This is a genomic window from Rhodoferax sp. OV413 (assembly GCF_900104385.1).
Classification (GTDB): Bacteria; Pseudomonadota; Gammaproteobacteria; order Burkholderiales; family Burkholderiaceae_C; genus Rhodoferax_B.
Map to the genome: position 1 here is coordinate 790,915 of NZ_FNJA01000001.1, position 17,066 is coordinate 807,980.

At 64.7% G+C, this 17,066-nt stretch carries 14 protein-coding genes and 1 pseudogene; 11 read left to right on the forward strand and 4 right to left on the reverse strand.

From position 1 onward, the window contains the following. Positions 1-280: 280 nt before the first annotated feature. Positions 281-1,255: a cysteine synthase A gene (cysK, locus tag BLT66_RS03650; RefSeq protein WP_092756995.1), complete on the reverse strand. Its 975-nt coding sequence runs from the start codon at positions 1,253-1,255 to the stop codon at positions 281-283. 498 nt (positions 1,256-1,753) lie between these two features. Between cysK and BLT66_RS03655 the strand changes: the two genes are divergently transcribed. From BLT66_RS03655 to BLT66_RS03670, 4 genes are all read left to right on the forward strand, one after another. Then, positions 1,754-2,581 (forward strand): ABC transporter substrate-binding protein, encoded by an 828-nt coding sequence (locus BLT66_RS03655; RefSeq protein WP_176954953.1) that lies wholly within the window; start codon positions 1,754-1,756, stop codon positions 2,579-2,581. An 81-nt stretch (positions 2,582-2,662) separates the two neighbouring features. Then, the gene (locus BLT66_RS03660; RefSeq protein ID WP_092755813.1) at positions 2,663-3,358 is read left to right on the forward strand and encodes an amino acid ABC transporter permease; all 696 of its coding nucleotides are present in this window, start codon (positions 2,663-2,665) and stop codon (positions 3,356-3,358) included. 12 nt (positions 3,359-3,370) lie between these two features. Next, on the forward strand, positions 3,371-4,066 hold the full coding sequence (locus tag BLT66_RS03665; protein WP_092755815.1) for an amino acid ABC transporter permease: 696 nt from the start codon (positions 3,371-3,373) through the stop codon (positions 4,064-4,066). Then, positions 4,063-4,806, forward strand: a complete 744-nt coding sequence (locus BLT66_RS03670) for an amino acid ABC transporter ATP-binding protein (RefSeq protein ID WP_092755817.1) — start codon at positions 4,063-4,065, stop codon at positions 4,804-4,806. The genes BLT66_RS03665 and BLT66_RS03670 overlap by 4 nt, the downstream gene beginning before the upstream one ends. Before the next feature lie 37 nt (positions 4,807-4,843). Here the strand turns inward: BLT66_RS03670 and BLT66_RS03675 are convergent, their stop codons facing one another. Beyond that, the gene (locus BLT66_RS03675; RefSeq protein ID WP_092755819.1) at positions 4,844-5,725 is read right to left on the reverse strand and encodes a LysR family transcriptional regulator; all 882 of its coding nucleotides are present in this window, start codon (positions 5,723-5,725) and stop codon (positions 4,844-4,846) included. Positions 5,726-5,856: 131 nt separating this feature from the next. On the opposite strand from BLT66_RS03675, the gene BLT66_RS03680 reads away from it, so the two are divergent. From BLT66_RS03680 to BLT66_RS03705, 6 genes and pseudogenes are all read left to right on the forward strand, one after another. After that, positions 5,857-6,810, forward strand: coding sequence for a DMT family transporter (locus tag BLT66_RS03680; protein WP_092756997.1), 954 nt, complete (start codon positions 5,857-5,859; stop codon positions 6,808-6,810). A gap of 101 nt (positions 6,811-6,911) precedes the next feature. Further along, entirely contained in the window at positions 6,912-7,889 is a 978-nt protein-coding gene (locus tag BLT66_RS03685) for a Bug family tripartite tricarboxylate transporter substrate binding protein (RefSeq protein WP_092755821.1), read from the forward strand. A gap of 4 nt (positions 7,890-7,893) precedes the next feature. After that, on the forward strand, positions 7,894-10,305 hold the full coding sequence (locus tag BLT66_RS03690) for a hypothetical protein (RefSeq protein ID WP_092755823.1): 2,412 nt from the start codon (positions 7,894-7,896) through the stop codon (positions 10,303-10,305). Positions 10,306-10,330: 25 nt separating this feature from the next. Further along, complete coding sequence (mutL, locus tag BLT66_RS03695) at positions 10,331-12,223, forward strand: DNA mismatch repair endonuclease MutL (RefSeq protein WP_092755825.1); 1,893 nt, start codon at positions 10,331-10,333, stop codon at positions 12,221-12,223. Positions 12,224-12,226: 3 nt separating this feature from the next. After that, positions 12,227-12,607, forward strand: a complete 381-nt coding sequence (locus tag BLT66_RS03700) for a hypothetical protein (RefSeq protein ID WP_092755827.1) — start codon at positions 12,227-12,229, stop codon at positions 12,605-12,607. Next, positions 12,607-13,371 (forward strand): annotated as a pseudogene (locus tag BLT66_RS03705) (CapA family protein); the annotation flags it as partial. The gene BLT66_RS03700 and the pseudogene BLT66_RS03705, both read left to right, overlap by 1 nt. A 190-nt stretch (positions 13,372-13,561) precedes the next feature. On the opposite strand, the gene BLT66_RS03710 reads toward BLT66_RS03705, so the two are convergent. Continuing rightward, entirely contained in the window at positions 13,562-14,368 is an 807-nt protein-coding gene (locus BLT66_RS03710) for an EAL domain-containing protein (RefSeq protein WP_092755829.1), read from the reverse strand. 171 nt (positions 14,369-14,539) lie between these two features. Here BLT66_RS03710 and BLT66_RS03715 point away from each other — a divergent pair, with 171 nt between their 5' ends. Next, positions 14,540-15,652 (forward strand): GntR family transcriptional regulator, encoded by a 1,113-nt coding sequence (locus BLT66_RS03715; protein WP_092755831.1) that lies wholly within the window; start codon positions 14,540-14,542, stop codon positions 15,650-15,652. A gap of 7 nt (positions 15,653-15,659) precedes the next feature. Here the strand turns inward: BLT66_RS03715 and BLT66_RS03720 are convergent, their stop codons facing one another. Next, positions 15,660-17,009: a class-II fumarase/aspartase family protein gene (locus tag BLT66_RS03720; protein ID WP_092755833.1), complete on the reverse strand. Its 1,350-nt coding sequence runs from the start codon at positions 17,007-17,009 to the stop codon at positions 15,660-15,662. Positions 17,010-17,066: the final 57 nt, after the last annotated feature.

A 17,066-nucleotide genomic window follows, 5' to 3' on the forward strand; every position in this document is an offset into this window, starting at 1 on the left:
CTCTCGGGATACACAGGTTTCTGCAGGGTTCGGGCCTGGCAAGTGGCTGCCATGGCCGCGAATGTAATCCTGCATCGCGCTGCACCCCGTGGCAACAGGGCGCTCCCTAGATGAATGGCCGTCCTGGGGCGCAAGTTGGCCGAATTGAACCCCTGGCCGCGCGCCAACCCCGCTCCTGCGGCGGTCGCCGCGCAATCCCCGAATGCTATTTATTCAATAGCTGCCCGCGCACAGAAAATAAGCGCTAGAGGCCTATTTCTTACAAAGAATTACCGGCGGGCTAGGCGGCCAGGCCGGCGCTGTCGAACACACCCTCGAACAGCGCCGAGCTCAGGTAGCGCTCGCCCGAATCCGGCAGGATCACCACGATGGTCTTGCCCTCGCTCTCCGGCTTGTTCGCCCAGCGCACAGCGGCGGCCACCGCAGCACCGCAGGAGATGCCAGCCAAAATGCCTTCGTCGCGGGCCAGGCGGCGCGCGTAGTCCAGCGCTTCCTCGTTGCTGACCTGCTCGATCGCGTCGACCAGCGACAGGTCGAGCACATCGGGCACAAAGCCCGCGCCTATGCCCTGGATCTTGTGCGGCGCAGGTTTCAGCTCTTCGCCCGCGCGCTTCTGCGTCAGCACCGGGCTGGCAGTCGGCTCCACCGCCACCGAGATGATGGCCTTGCCCTGGATCTGCTTGATGTAGCGCGATACGCCGGTGATGGTGCCACCCGTGCCCACGCCGGACACCAGGATATCGATCTTGCCATCGGTGTCCTGCCAAATTTCCGGCCCGGTGGTGGTGGCGTGGATCGCCGGATTGGCCGGGTTCTTGAACTGCTGCAACAGCACGTATTTGGGGTCGCTGGCCGCTATTTCCTCGGCCTTGGCGATCGCCCCCTTCATGCCCTTGGCGCCCTCGGTCAGCACCAGCGTGGCTCCGTAGGCCAGCAGGATCTTGCGCCGTTCGATGCTCATGGTCTCGGGCATGGTCAGGGTGATGGGTATGCCTTTGGCCGCGGCCACAAAGGCCAGCGCGATGCCGGTATTGCCGCTGGTCGGCTCGACGATCTCTTTGCCCGGACCCAGTAGTCCTCGCTTTTCGGCATCCCAGATCAGCGCAGCGCCGATGCGGCACTTCACCGAATACGCGGGGTTGCGGCCCTCGATCTTGGCCAGCACCGTGGCCTTGGCCCCATGGGTGATGCGGTTCAGGCGGACCAGCGGGGTACGGCCAATCGACAAGGAGTTGTCGGCGTAAATCGAAGACATGGTGCGGCTTTCTGCGTAGCTAAAAGCGGCCACTCTAGGGCGGAAGCGCAGTCCGGCGAACGAATTAAAAATCAGCTGCAAACAAGCAATCTGTATAAGAACCTGTTCAGAGTCTTTTTGAGGCCGCGCAGGCGCCTTTTCGGGATGCGCTGCTAGGCGCAAAACCCAAGCCAAGGCTTCTGCCTTGGCTGGTTTTGTAACAACGCAGAGCGCCCGAAAAGGTACCTGCCCTACGGGTTGGGGTGAAATCGGGCGATTTGCCCGCCATCTCCCTTGCATGGGCAGAGAGCCCATGCTGCGGTCTATGACAGCCAACTCATCCCGATTGCCCCCCAACGCGACCCCAAAAAGATTCTGAACAGGTTCTTAGAACGTTTTTAGTTCTCTACACGAGCTGGTTATGCGTTTTTCCAGCTTGCATATCCCAAATGCTTCGTTCACGACGGCCATGTGTCTCTCTACATTCGGGCTCCTCATCACTTACAGGTAGCTCTCACAATGCAGTTCCGCCCCTCCGTTCTTTTGGCCGCCGTGCTTGCCACCTCCATGTTTGCCCAGGCTGCCTTGGCCGACCAGCTGGACGACATCAAGAAGAAAGGCGAGATCGTCATCGGCGTGCTCGGCACCGACGAGCCGAACAGCTTTGTCGACCCCAAGACCCGCGAGATCGTGGGCTACGAGGTGGATATCGGCAATGCGATTGCCAAGAAGCTGGGCGTGAAGCCGGTGTTCAAGCAACTGGCCGTGGCCGCGCGCATCCCCGAGCTGCAGCAGGGCCGGGTCGACATCCTGGCCGCATCGCTGACCCACAACAAGGAACGTGAAGCCCAGATCGACTTCTCGCTGACCACCTTCGTCACCGGCCAGAAGGTGCTGGTCAAGACCAGCAGCGGCATCACCGAACTGCCCCAGCTGGGCGGCAAGAAGGTGCTGACCGTCAAGGGCGGCACGCAGGAGCCGAACATCCGCAAGGCCGTGCCGAATGTCGACGTGGTGACTTTCGAAACCACCCAGCAGGCCTTCCTGGCCCTGCAACAGGGCAAGGGCGTGGGCTACGTGAACGACGAAGCTTCGCTAATCAACGACCACGCCAAGCTGGGCGCCGCCAAGAAGGACTACGCGATCCTGCCACAGAACATCAGCGTAGAGCCGCTGGCTCTGGGCCTGAAAAAAGGCGAAAAAGGCCTGAAGACCCTGGTTGACGGCGTGCTGCGCGAGCTGGAAAGCTCGGGCGACGCCAACAAGCTGTTCGTCAAATGGTATGGGCCTGAGACCAAGCTGCAGTTCGACAAACGCAGCTTCAAGATCGACAGCGACCAGATCTAAGCACCCGCACTTTTCTTAGCCGCGCCACCCCATTACCGGGGCGGTGCGGTTTCTTTTTTGCACAGTACGGCTTGGTGCGTGATGTTGAATTTTGATCTGAACCTGCTGCGAACCGGGCAGTACCACGACTGGCTGGTCAGCGGTCTGCTGCTGTCGCTGCAACTGGCCGGCATCACCCTGGTGCTGGCGCTGCCACTGGGGGCGGTGATCGCCCTGCTACGCCTGTCGCCACTCAAGCTGCTGCGCGGCCTGGGCTGGCTGTATGTGGAAGTGATACGCAATGTGCCGCTGCTCGCGCATCTGCTGTTCTGGTACTTCGGCGCGCCCGAGCTGCTGCCCGAGCCGGTCAAGCAATGGCTGTACGCGGGCAATATCGAAGCCATCAGCGCGGTGGTGGCGCTGACGCTGTACACCGCGGCCTATATGGCCGAAGACATACGCAGCGGCATCCGCGCGATCCCTACGGTGCAGACCGAGGCCAGCCGCGCGCTGGGCTTCGGCTTTCTGGCCACCATGCGCTTGGTGGTACTGCCCCAGGCCTTGCGCGTTACCGTGCCGCCGCTGCTGTCGCAAACGCTGAACCTGTGGAAGGACACCAGCGTGGCCACCGTGATCGGCGTGGCCGAACTGATGTACCAGGCGGCCAAGGTCGAGTCGGCAAGCTTTCGCAGCGTCGAAGCCTTTGCCTTCGCCACCAGCGCCTACCTGCTGGTATCGCTGGCCATCACCGGGGCCGGCGCCTGGTACCACCAGCGCTACCCCGTGCGCACTCTATAAGGCTGCCATTCCATGTTGGAGCTTATCCAGACCTACTGGGTCTATTTTCTGGTCGGACAGTACCCGAACGGAGCCCTGGGCGGGCTGGCGCTGACCGTGCTGCTGGCCGGGCTGGCGCTGGTGCTGGCCTTGCCGCTGGGCCTGCTGCTGGGCCTGGCCCGGGTCAGCCCCTACCGCTGGGTCTACTGGCCGGCCACGGTCTTTGTCTTCGTGCTGCGCGGCGTACCGCTGCTGATGGTGATCTTCTGGGCCTATTTCTTCCTGCCCAGCCTTACCGGCCACAAGACCGACCAGTTCAGCACCATGCTCATGGCGCTGGTGGTGTTCGACAGCGTGTACCTGGCCGAGATCGTGCGCGCCGGTATTCTGGGCATTCCCAAGGGCCAGGTGGAAAGCGCACGCTCGCTGGGCTTCAGCTACCTGGCGACGATGCGCCTGGTGGTGCTGCCCCAGGGCCTGCGCCACATGCTGCCCTCGCTGGTCAACCAGTTCATCGCCACCATCAAGGCCACCTCGCTGGGCTACATCATCGGCCTGACCGAGGTGTCGTTCATCGCCGCGCAGATCAACACCCAGGTATTCACCCGCAGCACCGAGGTCTACGCGCTGCTGGCGCTCAGCTATTTTGTTTTGTGCTTCGGTTTGTCGCGCCTGGCCTTCTGGCTGGAGCAGCGCAGCCAGGCACGTCCTTTGAAAGTATCCGCATGATCCACCTGGACAAGGTCAACAAATGGTATGGCGCCTACCACGCGCTGGTCGACGTCAGCGAAAGCATAGGCCGCGGCGAGGTGGTGGTGGTCTGCGGGCCGTCGGGCTCGGGCAAGTCCACCCTGATCCGCACCCTGAACCGGCTGGAAGCCATCCAGTCCGGCCAGATCCAGATCGACGGCCAGGACATCCACCGCAAAGGCCTGGACGTGAACGCCTTCCGCTCGGGAATCGGCTTTGTGTTCCAGCAGTTCAACCTGTTCCCGCACCTGACGGCACTGCAGAACTGCACCCTGGCCCCGGTGCGGCTGCGCGGCCTGCGGCCGGCCGTGGCGCACGAAGAAGCGCTGTCGTTGCTCGACCGCGTGGGCCTGGCGCACAAGGCCAACGCCTATCCATCCGAGCTGTCGGGCGGCCAGCAGCAGCGCGTGGCGATTGCCCGGGCCCTGGCGATGCGGCCGCCGTTGATGCTGTTCGACGAACCGACCAGCGCGCTCGACCCGGAGATGGTCGGCGAGGTGCTGCAGGTGATGCGCGCCCTGGCCAAGGACGGCATGACCATGGTTTGCGTGACGCACGAAATGGGCTTTGCCCGTGAGGTGGCCGACCGCGTGCTGTTCATGGACCAGGGCCAGGTGCTGGAGCGCGCCACGCCGCAGGACTTCTTCGCCCAGCCCCAGCATCCACGGGCGCAGCAGTTTTTGGCGGATATCCGTACGCCCTTTGCGGTGGCGGGGTAGGCATACCACCATCTCTTGATGGCCATGAATCTCCCAATCACGTCGCACCACGGCGGAATGTCTGTACCGCTAATGCGATGAATGCCCGGGTGGCCGGCGACGCTTGGCGCTCATCAACCACCGCCAAACCGACACATCGCTTGACCATAGGAGCCAGCGGCTTCTTGACGTAATGGATGTCTTCGGCCAGCGGCAAAGACGACTCGGCAACAATCGTCACGCCATCTCCTCGCGCCACCGTGGCCAGGGTGCTGAGCAATTGAGATGTCCGATAGCGGATATTGGGCTGCAGCTTGGCCACCAGAAAGAGCCTGGACACCAGCTCTGCCGAGCCCGCCTCGGTCAACACAAAGGGGTCGGCGCAGAGCTCCTTCAAGCTCACCGCATCCTTGGATGCCAACGGGTGCGTTGCCGGCAGCAAGGCCACCATTTGGTCTTCGATGATCGGATAGGTGTCGAACTGGTCTTCCGGCAGCGCCACAAAGCCCACGTCGACCCGCCTGTCCATAAGCCATTGCACGACCTGCCGATCAGGCCCTTCGTCCACATGGATCTCGATCCCCGGATAGATCCGGCGATAGTCGGCCAGTATCGCGGGCAGCAGCCGCGTGGACGAGGTGGGCCCGAACGAGCCGATCCGCAGCGTACCCCGCTTCATGCCCCGGGCATCGGACGCTTCCTGCTGCATGGTTTCCGCCAAACCCAGGATGGCTTGCGCCCGGCCCAGCAGGCGCGCGCCGATGTCGGTCAGCTCCACGTCGCCCTGGTGCCGGTGGAACAATTCCACGCCCAGCTCTTGCTCAATCGCCCGGATGGCATGCGATACGCCTGACTGGGAGATCTTCAGCTGCGCCGCCGCGGAAGTGAAGCCCTTGCGCTGCGCCACGACGGAAAATATTTCAAGCTGCGTCAAGGTCACAGTCGCCTCCTCATGAGTAATTGCTCATTTCCACATGATCGAGCATCCAATGAATGATAGGCGCCAGCAGGCTCCCACCGAGCGACAAAATGGTTTTGTCGCGCATGCAGGGAAGCAGCGACCAAGGGCCGATGAATAGCAAGCAAACCACCCGCGCATCGCATACCGATGCCGCCACCTACGTCAAGCTGTCTCTCGTCGCCATCATCTGGGGCGGGACCTTCATTGCCGGCAGAACCCTTTCGCCAGGCACGCCACCACTGCTGTCAGCAAGCCTGCGTTTTCTTATCGCGGGTACGGTATTGGCCATTTTTTTGATCGTCTCTGGCGAGCGGTTTGTCCGCATCAACCGGCTCCAGCTCTTGAAGATCAGCGGGCTGGGGCTGTGCGGTGTGTATGCCTACAACCTGTTTTTCTTCTATGGCCTGCAGCACACAACGGCGTCCAGGGCATCGCTCATCGTGGCGCTGAATCCCGCGGTGATGGCGATCACCGCCTACCTGTTTTACCGGGAGCGGCTATCGCTGGTGAAGGCCGCGGGCATTGCCCTGTGCCTGCTGGGAGCGGCGACCGTGATCTTCAGCAAATCGCCCCAAGTACTGGGCGCTGCAAGCAGCTGGCAAGGTGACGCACTGATTTTTGGCTGCGTCTTGAGTTGGGTGGCCTACAGCGTGTTTTGCAAAAATACCGTCGTGCAAGTCGGCGCCCTGCATACCGTCACCTATTCCCTGTGGGCCGGCGCCGCCTTGCTGACATTGACGGCGCTGCTCACCGGGCAAATGAGCCCGTCGTCCATCGCGGCACTGGGCATCGGCGACCTTGCCAGCCTGCTGTACCTTGGCGCTGTGGGGTCGGCCGTAGCCTATATCTGGTACTACAACGGCATCCAAGAAATCGGTGCCACCCGTGCTGGCGTGTTCATCGCCCTCAACCCCTTGACGGCAGTGCTGCTCGGCGCAGTGCTGCTAAACGAGCCGCTGACACCCGCGATGCTGGTTGGCGGCGCTGTGGTCATCCTGGGCATCCTGGTCTGCAACAGCGCGCCTCTGTTCGATGCCAAACAAAACGCCCAGGGCGCTACCTAAGTCCTTATGTGTTTTCCGAGTAAGCATCTGCAAGCTTATTCGTTGGCCTTTGGTGGGTGGCTTTCCACAATCGAAAATCTTTTTTCCTTCGATTGCCCCGCATGCGCCTGCCTCTTGCCCTTACCCGTTTTGCCTGCCTGCTGGCCAGCGCAGGAGCGCTGCTAGGCGCCCAGGCCGACCCGGCTTACCCTGCCAAAGCCGTGCACCTGCTGGTGCCCAACACAGCGGGTAGCTCGGCCGACTCCATCGCCCGGCAGGTCGGCCAACGCCTGGCCACCGTGTGGAAGCAACCGGTGGTGGTCGAAAACCGGGCCGGCGCGGGCGGCATCGTGGCCGCCGATGCGGTGGCCAAGGCCACGGCTGACGGCCATACCCTACTGCTGGGCGCGGACGGTCCGATCACCATCCTGCCCAATCTGTCCGTTGCCCTGCCCTACGACCCCAAGCGCGATCTGCTGCCCGTGGTCTCACTGGGCGAAACCGACTTTGTGCTGGTGGCCAACCCCAAGCTGGGGTTCAAGACCCTGCAGGACTTCGTGCAAGCCGCCAAGGCCCGGCCCGGCAAGTACAACTACGCCTCGGCAGGCAATGGCAGCCCCCAGCATTTCGCGGCCGAACTGTTCAAGCAGGCGGCCGGGGTGTACCTGACGCACATCCCCTACCGCGGCGGCCCCCTGGGCATGTCGGACGTGATAGCCGGCCAGGTAGACGTGATGTTCATCGCCGTCGGCCCGGCCCTGGCGCACATCCAGTCCGGCCGCCTGGTGGCGCTGGCCAGCGGTGGCGAGAGTCGCCTGGCGCTGCTGCCCGCCGTGCCCACGGTGGCCGAAAGCTATGCAGGTTTCCGCGCCGGCACGTGGTTCGGCCTGTTTGCGCCGGTAGGCACGCCGGCCGCAGTGGTCGACAGCATAGGCGCCGAAGCCGGGCGCGTGCTGGCCGACCCCGCGCTGCGCAGCGAACTCGCCGCCCAGGGCATAAGAGTCACCGGCTACCCGCAAGTGCGCTTCCAGGCCCTGGTGGGCAACGAGTCGCGCAAATTCGCCGCCCTGGTCAAGACCGCCGGCATCCACGCGGAGTAACAGCATGTCCGTCAACGACTTTCAAGACATCCAGCGCCGCTACGAAGTGCTGCAGCACGACCTCGGCCCGCACCACGCGCCGCAAGGCCTGTACGTGCAGAACAAGGCCCTGCCCTTTATCGGCAGGGTGCAATGCAACGTCAGCGAGATCGAGGCAGGCAGCTGGCAAGAGATCATCCTCGACTACGAGGTCGGCGCCTCCGGCATTGCCGACGGCGCCTGGATCAAGGCCACATTCAAGTTCTATTCCGACTGGGCTCTGTTCCAGACCAGCGACCCGACGGCCGCCAACTACATCAGCGCCGAATACCAGGCCGCGCCCCTGGTGCCCGGCCAGAGCCCGGCATCGGTGCAGTCCCTGTCCATCCGCTTCGACCAAAAGGGCCACGAGCGGCCCTACCAAAAGGCCATCATCGTCGACGTGGTCGACGGCTACCTGAACGCCGGCGACCACATCATCATCCGCCTGGGCGACCGCCGCGCGGGCGGCCCTGGCACGCGGGTGCAGACCTTCGTGGAAGACAGCTTCCGCTTCCGCCTGTATGTAGACCCGCTGGGCACCTCGCGCTTCGTGACCGTGCCCGACGATGTGGTGATCAAGGTGGCCCACGGCCCTGCCGCCAAGCTATTCCTGAACGCGCCGCGCTACGCCCAGCCCCAGGTGCCGCTGCCGCTGCGGGTATCAGTGCTCGACCGCTGGGGCAACATCGTGCGCGACCAGGGCCTGCCGCTGCGCCTGCAGGTGCAGCAGGACGGCACCACGCTACACACCCACAACTTGGACCTGCCCGCGCAAGGCTGGGCGTCGGTGGGCCTGGACATTGGCACAGGCCTGCGCCTGCCCGCCGGCAGCTACCGCCTGCTGGCCGATGTACCTGGCCTGCCGCAACTGCCGGCTACCGAGTTTTATGTGGACGTGGCGGCCGACTTCCCCACCCAGCGCCCGTTTTATGCCGACCTGCATGTGCATGCCCACGACACCGTGGGTACCAACAGCCCGGCCTACAACGCCGCCTATGCGCGCGACATCGGCGGTATCGACGTGTTCGGCTACACCGCCAACGACTTCCAGATCACCGACCAGAACTGGCAGCTCGGCCTGGACGCGGTGAACGAAATCGACCGCCCGGGCAGCTTCGTCGCCTTCCCGGTGCAGGAATGGTGCGGCAGCTCCACCGCCGGAGGTGACCACAACGTGGTGTTCCTGGGCGACACCGCGCCCGGCTTTCCGTACAACGCGCGCGGCGAGCACAACCGCACCCTGGTGTGGAACGAGGACATGAAGGGCAGCGCCGTCAGCCTGGGCCGCTGGCCGGTGGAAGAGCTGTGGGCCGCCTATGTGGGCGAGGCGCAGCAGCATTTGCTGATCCCCCACGTCGGCGGGCGCCGCTACATCCCCGACTGGCACCACCCAGAGCTGGAGCGGCTGGTGGAGATCGCCTCCACCTGGGGCCACTTCGGCTGGCTCTACCAAGACGTGATCCAGCGCGGCTACCAGCTAGGTGTGGCCGCCAGCAGCGACGAACACCGCGGCCGACCCGGCGGCGGCGCACCCGGCGTGCAGGTATTTGGCGTACACGGCGGCCTGACCGGCGTGCTGGCCGACACCCTGGACCGCGCCAGCATCGGCCGCGCCCTGCGCGCCCGCCACACCTGGGCCACCACCGGTGAGCACGCGGCACTGATCACCCAATGCGGCCCGCACCCGCAGGGCGATGCCTTCCGCTGGCAGGGCGACGCCGTGCTGGACTACCGCTTCCTCGGGCAAAGCGGCTGGGAATACCTGGCCGCCAACGACCATACCGGCCGCATCTGGGAGCGCGACCTGCACCGCGAACTCGGCTATTCAGACCGCCGCATCCGCCTGCGCTGGGGCGGCGCGCGCATCCCCGACCGCTACCGCTGGGCCGCCTGGCAAGGCCGCATCCAGGTGCTGGGCGCCAGCATCCAGAGCTTTCGCAGCCATGGCTTCGAGCATGCCGAGGAATCCAGCTGGCGCGCCGACCCGACCAGCATCGCCTTCCGCAGCGACACCTATGGCGATGCCGACAGCATCGAGATCGAAGTTAGCCAGCTCAAAGATTTGCGCCTGGTGGTCGAGGGCACGATAGACAGCTATGTGAAGGTGGGCGACCCGCTGCAGCGCAACCCCTTCGTGCACCGCCCCGACTTCCACTGGGAAGTATCCGGCGCCGACCTGCTGCGCGACGGCCGGGTGCAGCTGGAGCTGGGCGGCACCGAGCTGTTCCTGGCGCTGGAGCGGCTGACCGACGCGCCTTTGCCCCGCACGGTGGCAGGCCAGGTGCAGGTGGAGCCGGTGAACGCACCGTTCGGCTTCCGCCCCGTGTACTTCCACGGGCGGCAGCGCGACGACAGCAAGGTCTGGTCGTCGGCGCATTTCATCGAATTCGGCTGAAACCCGGCGCCCCTAAAATCGCCGGGTGAGTACCGTACTTCCCCACCCCATCGCCCGCCCTCCCCGCCGCAGCATCCGCGAGCTGCCCGACGAACTGATCAGCCAGATCGCGGCGGGCGAAGTGGTCGAGCGGCCGGCCTCGGTGGTGCGCGAGCTGGTCGACAACGCGCTGGACGCGGGCGCGACCCAGATCACCCTGCGGCTGCTGGCCGGCGGCGTAAGACTGATCGCGGTGGAAGACGACGGCGGCGGCATCCCGATGGAGGAGCTGCCCATCGCCCTGAAGCGCCACGCCACCAGCAAGATTCGCGACCTGCAAGAGCTGGAATCGGTGGGCACCATGGGTTTTCGGGGCGAGGCCCTGGCCGCTATCAACTCGATAGCTGACATGGCAATATCCTCGCGCGCCAGCGGCCAATCCAGTGCATTTTTACTGGACGGCCGCAGCGGCGAGCTGAAACCCGTGGCCCGCAGCACCGGCACCACGGTCGAGGTCAAAGAGCTGTTCTTCAGCACGCCGGCACGGCGCAAGTTTTTAAAGACCGACGCCACCGAGCTCGCCCACTGCGTGGAAGCCGTGCGCCGCCACGCTCTGGCCCGGCCCGATGTGGGCTTTGCCATCTGGCACGAGGGCAAGCTGGTCGAGCAATGGCGCGCATGCCCTCCCACCCAGTTCACCAACAATATCGACGCCATTAGCGAGCGCCTGCGCGACGTGCTGGGCGACGATTTCAAAGATAAATCGGTGGCAGTGGACTACCTGAGTTCGATGCGCGACGACGGCGGTCAGGCGGTGCGCGTCTGGGGCCGGGTAGGCATTCCCGACGCGGCGCGGGCCCGGCCAGACCAGCAGTTCGCCTATGTGAACGGCCGCTTCGTGCGCGACAAGGTCATCACCCACGCGGCCCGCAGCGCCTACGAAGACGTGCTGCACGGCCAGCGCCAGCCTATCTACGCGCTGTATGTAGAGATCGACCCGACGCGGGTCGACGTGAACGTGCACCCCACCAAGATCGAGGTGCGCTTCCGCGACAGCCGCGAGGTGCACCAGGCGGTGCGCCGCGCGGTGGATACGGCCCTGGCCGCCCCGCGCGCTGCCGCTGCGGCCCTGGCCACCACGTCCAGCTCGGCGCCCAGCCCGGCACCCGATATTTTCAAGCCAAATCTGCCTCTGGCGCAGACTCTACCTGCGCAGGCAGCTATGCATTTTGTAGCTCCGGTCGCACACCGGGTGTCGGACATGGAAGCGCTGTGGCCGGTGCAGCCAGCCGTGACAGCCGTGTCGACTGCGCCCACGCCAGCACCCACCACTCCAGCCCCGGCCGCCGCCGAGATCTGGCCGCTAGGCCGGGCCATCGCCCAGCTGCAAGGCATCTACATCCTGGCCGAAAACGCCCAGGGCCTGGTGATCGTCGACATGCATGCCGCCCACGAGCGCATCGTCTACGAGCGCCTGAAGACCCAGCTGGTGGATGCGCGCATCACCAGCCAGCCGCTGCTGATCCCGGTGACCTTCGCCGCCACACCGCAGGAAGTGGCCACCGCCGAGGCGCATACCGACACCCTGGCCACGCTGGGCCTGGAGATCACCCCGTTCTCGCCCAAGACCCTGGCCGTGCGCGCCGTGCCCACCAGCCTGGTGCAGGGCAACGCCACCGAACTGGCACGCAGCGTGCTTGCCGAACTGGCACAACATGAAGCCAGCACCGTCATACAGCGCGCGCAGAATGAGCTGCTCGGCACCATGGCCTGCCACGGCGCCGTACGGGCGAATCGCCGCCTGACCACCGACGAAATGAACGGACTGCTGCGCCAAATGGAAACCACCGACCGCTCCGACCAGTGCAACCACGGCCGACCGACCTGGCGGCAGATCAGCATCAAAGAGCTGGATGCTTTATTTATGCGTGGCCGCTGAAAGATGAAGCGCCTACTCCTCTTGGTCGCCTGCATCTGTAGCCTGGCCCAAGCCGAGACCGTGGACTGCCACGTCAGCTACGGTGGCGAGACGCAAGTCATCCGCGCCCACCCCGCGACCTCGCCGTATACCGTGGCGCCGGTGTCCATCGGCTCTTACTTCATGTTCCGCCTGGTGTTCGAGCGCCAGCCCGCCGACCAGGCGGCCATCAAGCTCTACACCTACGCCGACCGCGAGCCGCCGCAAGGCGCGGTGCTGCTGCACCAGGCCGATTACCTGTATCCTCCTGCAAAAAATGGGCGCTACGGCTTCACGGGTTTGCAACGCGTGTACGAGCCCATCCGCGACGGCGAGCTGTATTACTGGTGCGAGTGGAAGAAATGATGAAAACCACCCTGCTAGCTGCCCTGCTCTGCCTGCCGCTTATCGGCCACAGCGCTCCGCCCACAGTAGAGCTGCTATTCGGCGGCGACGTGATGCTGGACGACGGCCCCGGCAAACTGATTGCCGCGGGCGGCGACCCGCTGGCGCCCATCGCCAGCATCCTGCAAAGCGCCGACGTGGCCATTGGCAACCTGGAAACCTCGGTGGCCAGCAGCGGCACGGCGCTGGACAACAAGATCTACACCTTCCGCGCCACGCCGCAGAGCGTCAAGGTGCTGCAAGGCCGCTTCCACGCCATGTCGGTGGCCAACAACCACAGCGGCGACTACGGCCGCGATGCCTTCATGGAAACGTTGGACCACCTGCACAACGCCGGCATCGCCGCCTTTGGCGGCGGCGCCAACCTGACCGAAGCCCACAAGCCGTACTGGATCGAGAAAAACGGCATCCGCATCGCCGTGCTCGGCTACGACGAATTCAAACCCCGCTCGTTCGAGGCCGGCGCCCAATGGGCCGGCGTAGCCTGGAGCGAAGACAGCCACGTGGTGGCCGACATCCGCGCGGCCCGCGCAGCCGGTGCCGACGTGGTGATCCCTTTCATGCACTGGGGCTGGGAACGCGAGCCCGGGCCCAGCCAGCGCCAGCGTGAGCTGGCCAAGCTGATGGTCCAGGCCGGCGCCGACGCCGTGGTCGGCAGCCATCCGCACGTCACCCAGGGCGCCGACGTGGTGCTGGGCAAGCCGGTCATCTGGAGCCTGGGCAATCTGGTGTTCGACGGCTTCGAGCTGCCCGAAGCCAAGGTCGGCTGGCTGCTGCGCCTGAGCGTGGACAAACGCGGCATCCGCAGCTGGAACACCGTCACCGTGCGCATGGACGCCGACGGCACCCCCATCCCCGACCCGGCCACCCCCGGCCCCTGCGGTCAACGCGGTCAAGCCCAGGTGGGAGCCTGCGCTACGCCCAAAGCTCCTCGGCAGGTAAATCCCAAGCCGAAAAAGTGGGCAGCGACTCGAAGCCCGGCTTGGCAAAATAGTAGCCCTGCATCAGGTACACGCCGTGGGATTGGAACCACCGGGCCTCGGCGGCGGTTTCCACGCCCTCGGCCAGCAGGCGCACACCCGGCAACTGGCTGCATGTCTGGATCATGCCTTTGACGATGGCCTGGCGCACCGGGTGCTGGTCGATGCCGCGCACCAGATGCATGTCGAGCTTGATCACATGGGGCTGGAAATCCACCAGCAAATTCAGCCCGGCGTAGCCCGCACCAAAGTCGTCGATGGCGGTCAAGAATCCACGGCTTTGGTAGTAGCGAAAAATCGCCACCAGCTTTTCGGGCTCCAGAATCTGCTGGCCTTCGGTCACTTCAAAAATAATCTGTTGCAGGGGGAAGCCCGCCGCCTCCGCCGCAGCAATCGTCGTGCGTATGCACAACTCCGGCTGGTACACCGCATTCGGTAAAAAGTTGATGGAGATGCGCGTTTGCATACCCAGCCGCTGCGCCAAAAAAATGCTGCGGATGCGGCACTCCTGGTCAAAGCGGTAGCGGTTCTCATCGTTCACCTGGCCCAGCACCTGCATGGCGCCCTGCCCCTGCGGCCCCCGAACCAAGGCCTCATAGGCAAAAATACTGCCCTCAGCCACATCCACGATCGGCTGAAAAGCGAAGGTGAAGTCAAAACCCAATCGGTCCAAGCACACCTTGCATCCCGGCTCGGGAATATCAATAGAAACCGGCGCGATGCGTATGTCGGCAATAGACATAGATACCTCTTCAGGGCAAAAAAATCTTGGCTGACCATGCTAACAGCGCATGCGCAACGACACCTGTGGCACGGCAAGCCAGCATGCGCGACAGCTCACGGCCTGAACAAAGGCTTTGGCGTCGCTGATACGGCCGCATAATACAATTCAAAATGTATTGAACTGCACCACATGTCCACCACTCCGGTCGAACTCCACCAGTTCCTCGAAACCCTCGCCAAATCCGCCAATCCCGGCGATCGCGCGCCCACCGTACGCGACCTGATGCGGCGGTTTGGCGCCTCGCAAGCCCTGGTGCAACACGCATTGGGGAGCCTGAAGAATCAGGGTCTGATCGACTCCCAGGTAGGCCGGGGCACTTTTTTCACATCCAACGGCGAACCGCTGCGCGCCACGGTGGATGCACCGTCGGCAGCGACACGCTCCATCCTGCTGCTGCGCCGCTCGGTCAGCATTGCGCGCGGACGGGTGGTGGTCGACGGGCTGCAGCGGCGGTTTGCCGCCGAAGGGCACCGGGTGCTGGAAGTCTCGTACACCGACCCCGAGCACGCCCGCGCCGTGCTGCGCGGCATGCCGCGTTTCGACGCCTGCGTGATCCAGTCGTCGTTCGAAACCATCCCGATTGAAACCCTGGCCGCGGTACGCCAGAAGACTGACGTGGTGGCGGTGGACGGCCTGGGCCTGGTCGGCACCAACGTGGATGCCGTGGGCATGGAATGGGGCGAGCCCCTGGCCGCCGCCGTGCACGGCCTGGTGCAGCAAGGCCACCGCAGCATCGCACACGCCACCAGCACCCACCAATTCCTGGCCAACGCACTGGGCTTGCGCCGGCTGGAACAGCTACGCGGCACGTACTCCGATGTCGACCTGCAATCCATCGCCGTCGCCAAGCTGCCGCACGAAGACTTTGCGAGCGCCCTGGTCGCGCTGCTGCAGGCGCGCCGCGACTCTGCGGGGCAGCTACCGTTCAGCGCGCTGGTGGCCTGGGGCATAGAAGACGGCGCCGGCTTTCGCGCACTGCTGGCGAGCCTGGGCCTGGACGTGCCCAACCAGCTCAGCGTGGTCCTGCTAGGGCGCGCCGACCTGGCGAATGAACATGCGGATTTCTTCGATACCGTAGGCTGCAACGCGGCCGACCAGGTCGAATACCTGCACCAGGCCATCCATGCGCGCTGGGCTGATGCCGCACGCGCTTACGGCGTGCGCTTTCTGCCGGTGGCACTGCGCCCAGGGCAGTCGACCCAGGCGCCAGCCAGCGCAGCCAAGCGCCGCGCCAGGGCCTAACCCCAACTCATCGACGCGCCAGCCGGGCCGCGGTCTCCACCGCAATCGCCGCCGAATCACCCACATAGGCGCTGGCTTGCAGCGACTGCGCCAAGTCGTCCGGCAAGGCGCGCGTGCCCCACATGGCGTGCGTGCAAATCGCCTCCAGAAATGGAATTCCCTCGGCCACCGTGCGCTGGGCTGCGTCGTACAGCAGATGGTGCGCCTCGTGCCGGCCCATCAAGGCCGTCAGGCGCATCATCACCGCCTCCGAGGCGATCAGGCCTTGCGACAACTCCAGATTGAGCCGCATCGCCTCAGGATGCACCACCAGTCCACGCACCAGCTGCGCCAGGGTTTCGGCAACCGACGTAGCCAGGATGGCGATCTCGGGCAACAAGGCGTCCGTCACATTGGTGGCCGACGAATCACCCTCATCCATGCGCACCATGGCCTCCAGCGCCAGCGGCACCCGCGCGCGCAGCATGCGGGCCAGACTGGTCAGCATCAGAGCAGAGGAAGGGTTGCGCTTTTGCGCCATGGTCGAGCTGCCCACCTTGCCCAGGTGGAACGCCTCCTCCACCTCGCCGATCTCGGTGCGCTGCATGAACACCACGTCCTGCGCGATCTTTTGCGCCGTGCCCGCCAGCAAACCCAGCGCCGCCACGAAATCGCTCACCCGGTCGTACGAGGAGCGCATGGGCAGGCCCGCCGGGGCCAACCCCAGGTGCGCAGCCATCCGCACCTCGACCGCCCGGCCCTGGCCCGCCATGGCCGCGAAGGTGCCGATAGCGCCCCCCAGGCTGGCCACAAAAGCCCCGGAGAGCCGCTGATTCAAACGGCTGCGGTCGCGGTCCAGTTCGTCCATCCAGCCCGCCAGCTTGAAGCCAAAGGTCATGGGCAGCGCATGCTGTCCGTGGGTACGCCCGGCCTGCACGGTGTCGCGGTGCTGCTGCGCCAGCGTGCACAGCGCCTCGATGGCCGCATCCAGATGCCGGGACAGCACCCGGTGCGACTGGAACATCTGCAGCGAAGCCGCGGTATCGAAAATATTCTGCGTGGTGGCGCCCCAGTGGATGAAGCCCGCGGCGGGTTCACCGCACAGCGCTTCATACTGGCGCAGCACCGGAACGAAGGGATGCTGGGCAAACGCGATATCGCTGGACAAACGCTCCATGTCGAAGGCACTGGCATCTGCCTTCTCGGCAATTGTCTGGGCCGCCGCTTGGGGAATGATGCCCAGCTCGGCCTGGGCGCGCGCCAGCGCGGCCTCGACCGTCAGCCAGGCCTGCAAGGTGGCATGGTCACTCCATATCGCCTTGGCCTCGTCATTGAACCAATGGCGGGTGACGAACGAATCAAACATGCCTGTACTCATGGGTACTCCAAAGAAAATAAATACAATATGCATTGTATCAGTACAATACACGCAAGC

Bases quoted from the DNA above. Each gene is read 5' to 3' on its own strand.
- cysK (WP_092756995.1), bottom strand. From the start codon at position 1,255: ATGTCTTCGATTTACGCCGACAACTCCTTGTCGATTGGCCGTACCCCG.
- BLT66_RS03655 (WP_176954953.1), top strand. From the start codon at position 1,754: ATGCAGTTCCGCCCCTCCGTTCTTTTGGCCGCCGTGCTTGCCACCTCC.
- BLT66_RS03660 (WP_092755813.1), top strand. From the start codon at position 2,663: ATGTTGAATTTTGATCTGAACCTGCTGCGAACCGGGCAGTACCACGAC.
- BLT66_RS03665 (WP_092755815.1), top strand. From the start codon at position 3,371: ATGTTGGAGCTTATCCAGACCTACTGGGTCTATTTTCTGGTCGGACAG.
- BLT66_RS03670 (WP_092755817.1), top strand. From the start codon at position 4,063: ATGATCCACCTGGACAAGGTCAACAAATGGTATGGCGCCTACCACGCG.
- BLT66_RS03680 (WP_092756997.1), top strand. From the start codon at position 5,857: ATGAATAGCAAGCAAACCACCCGCGCATCGCATACCGATGCCGCCACC.
- BLT66_RS03685 (WP_092755821.1), top strand. From the start codon at position 6,912: ATGCGCCTGCCTCTTGCCCTTACCCGTTTTGCCTGCCTGCTGGCCAGC.
- BLT66_RS03690 (WP_092755823.1), top strand. From the start codon at position 7,894: ATGTCCGTCAACGACTTTCAAGACATCCAGCGCCGCTACGAAGTGCTG.
- BLT66_RS03700 (WP_092755827.1), top strand. From the start codon at position 12,227: ATGAAGCGCCTACTCCTCTTGGTCGCCTGCATCTGTAGCCTGGCCCAA.
- BLT66_RS03710 (WP_092755829.1), bottom strand. From the start codon at position 14,368: ATGTCTATTGCCGACATACGCATCGCGCCGGTTTCTATTGATATTCCC.
- BLT66_RS03715 (WP_092755831.1), top strand. From the start codon at position 14,540: ATGTCCACCACTCCGGTCGAACTCCACCAGTTCCTCGAAACCCTCGCC.
- BLT66_RS03720 (WP_092755833.1), bottom strand. From the start codon at position 17,009: ATGAGTACAGGCATGTTTGATTCGTTCGTCACCCGCCATTGGTTCAAT.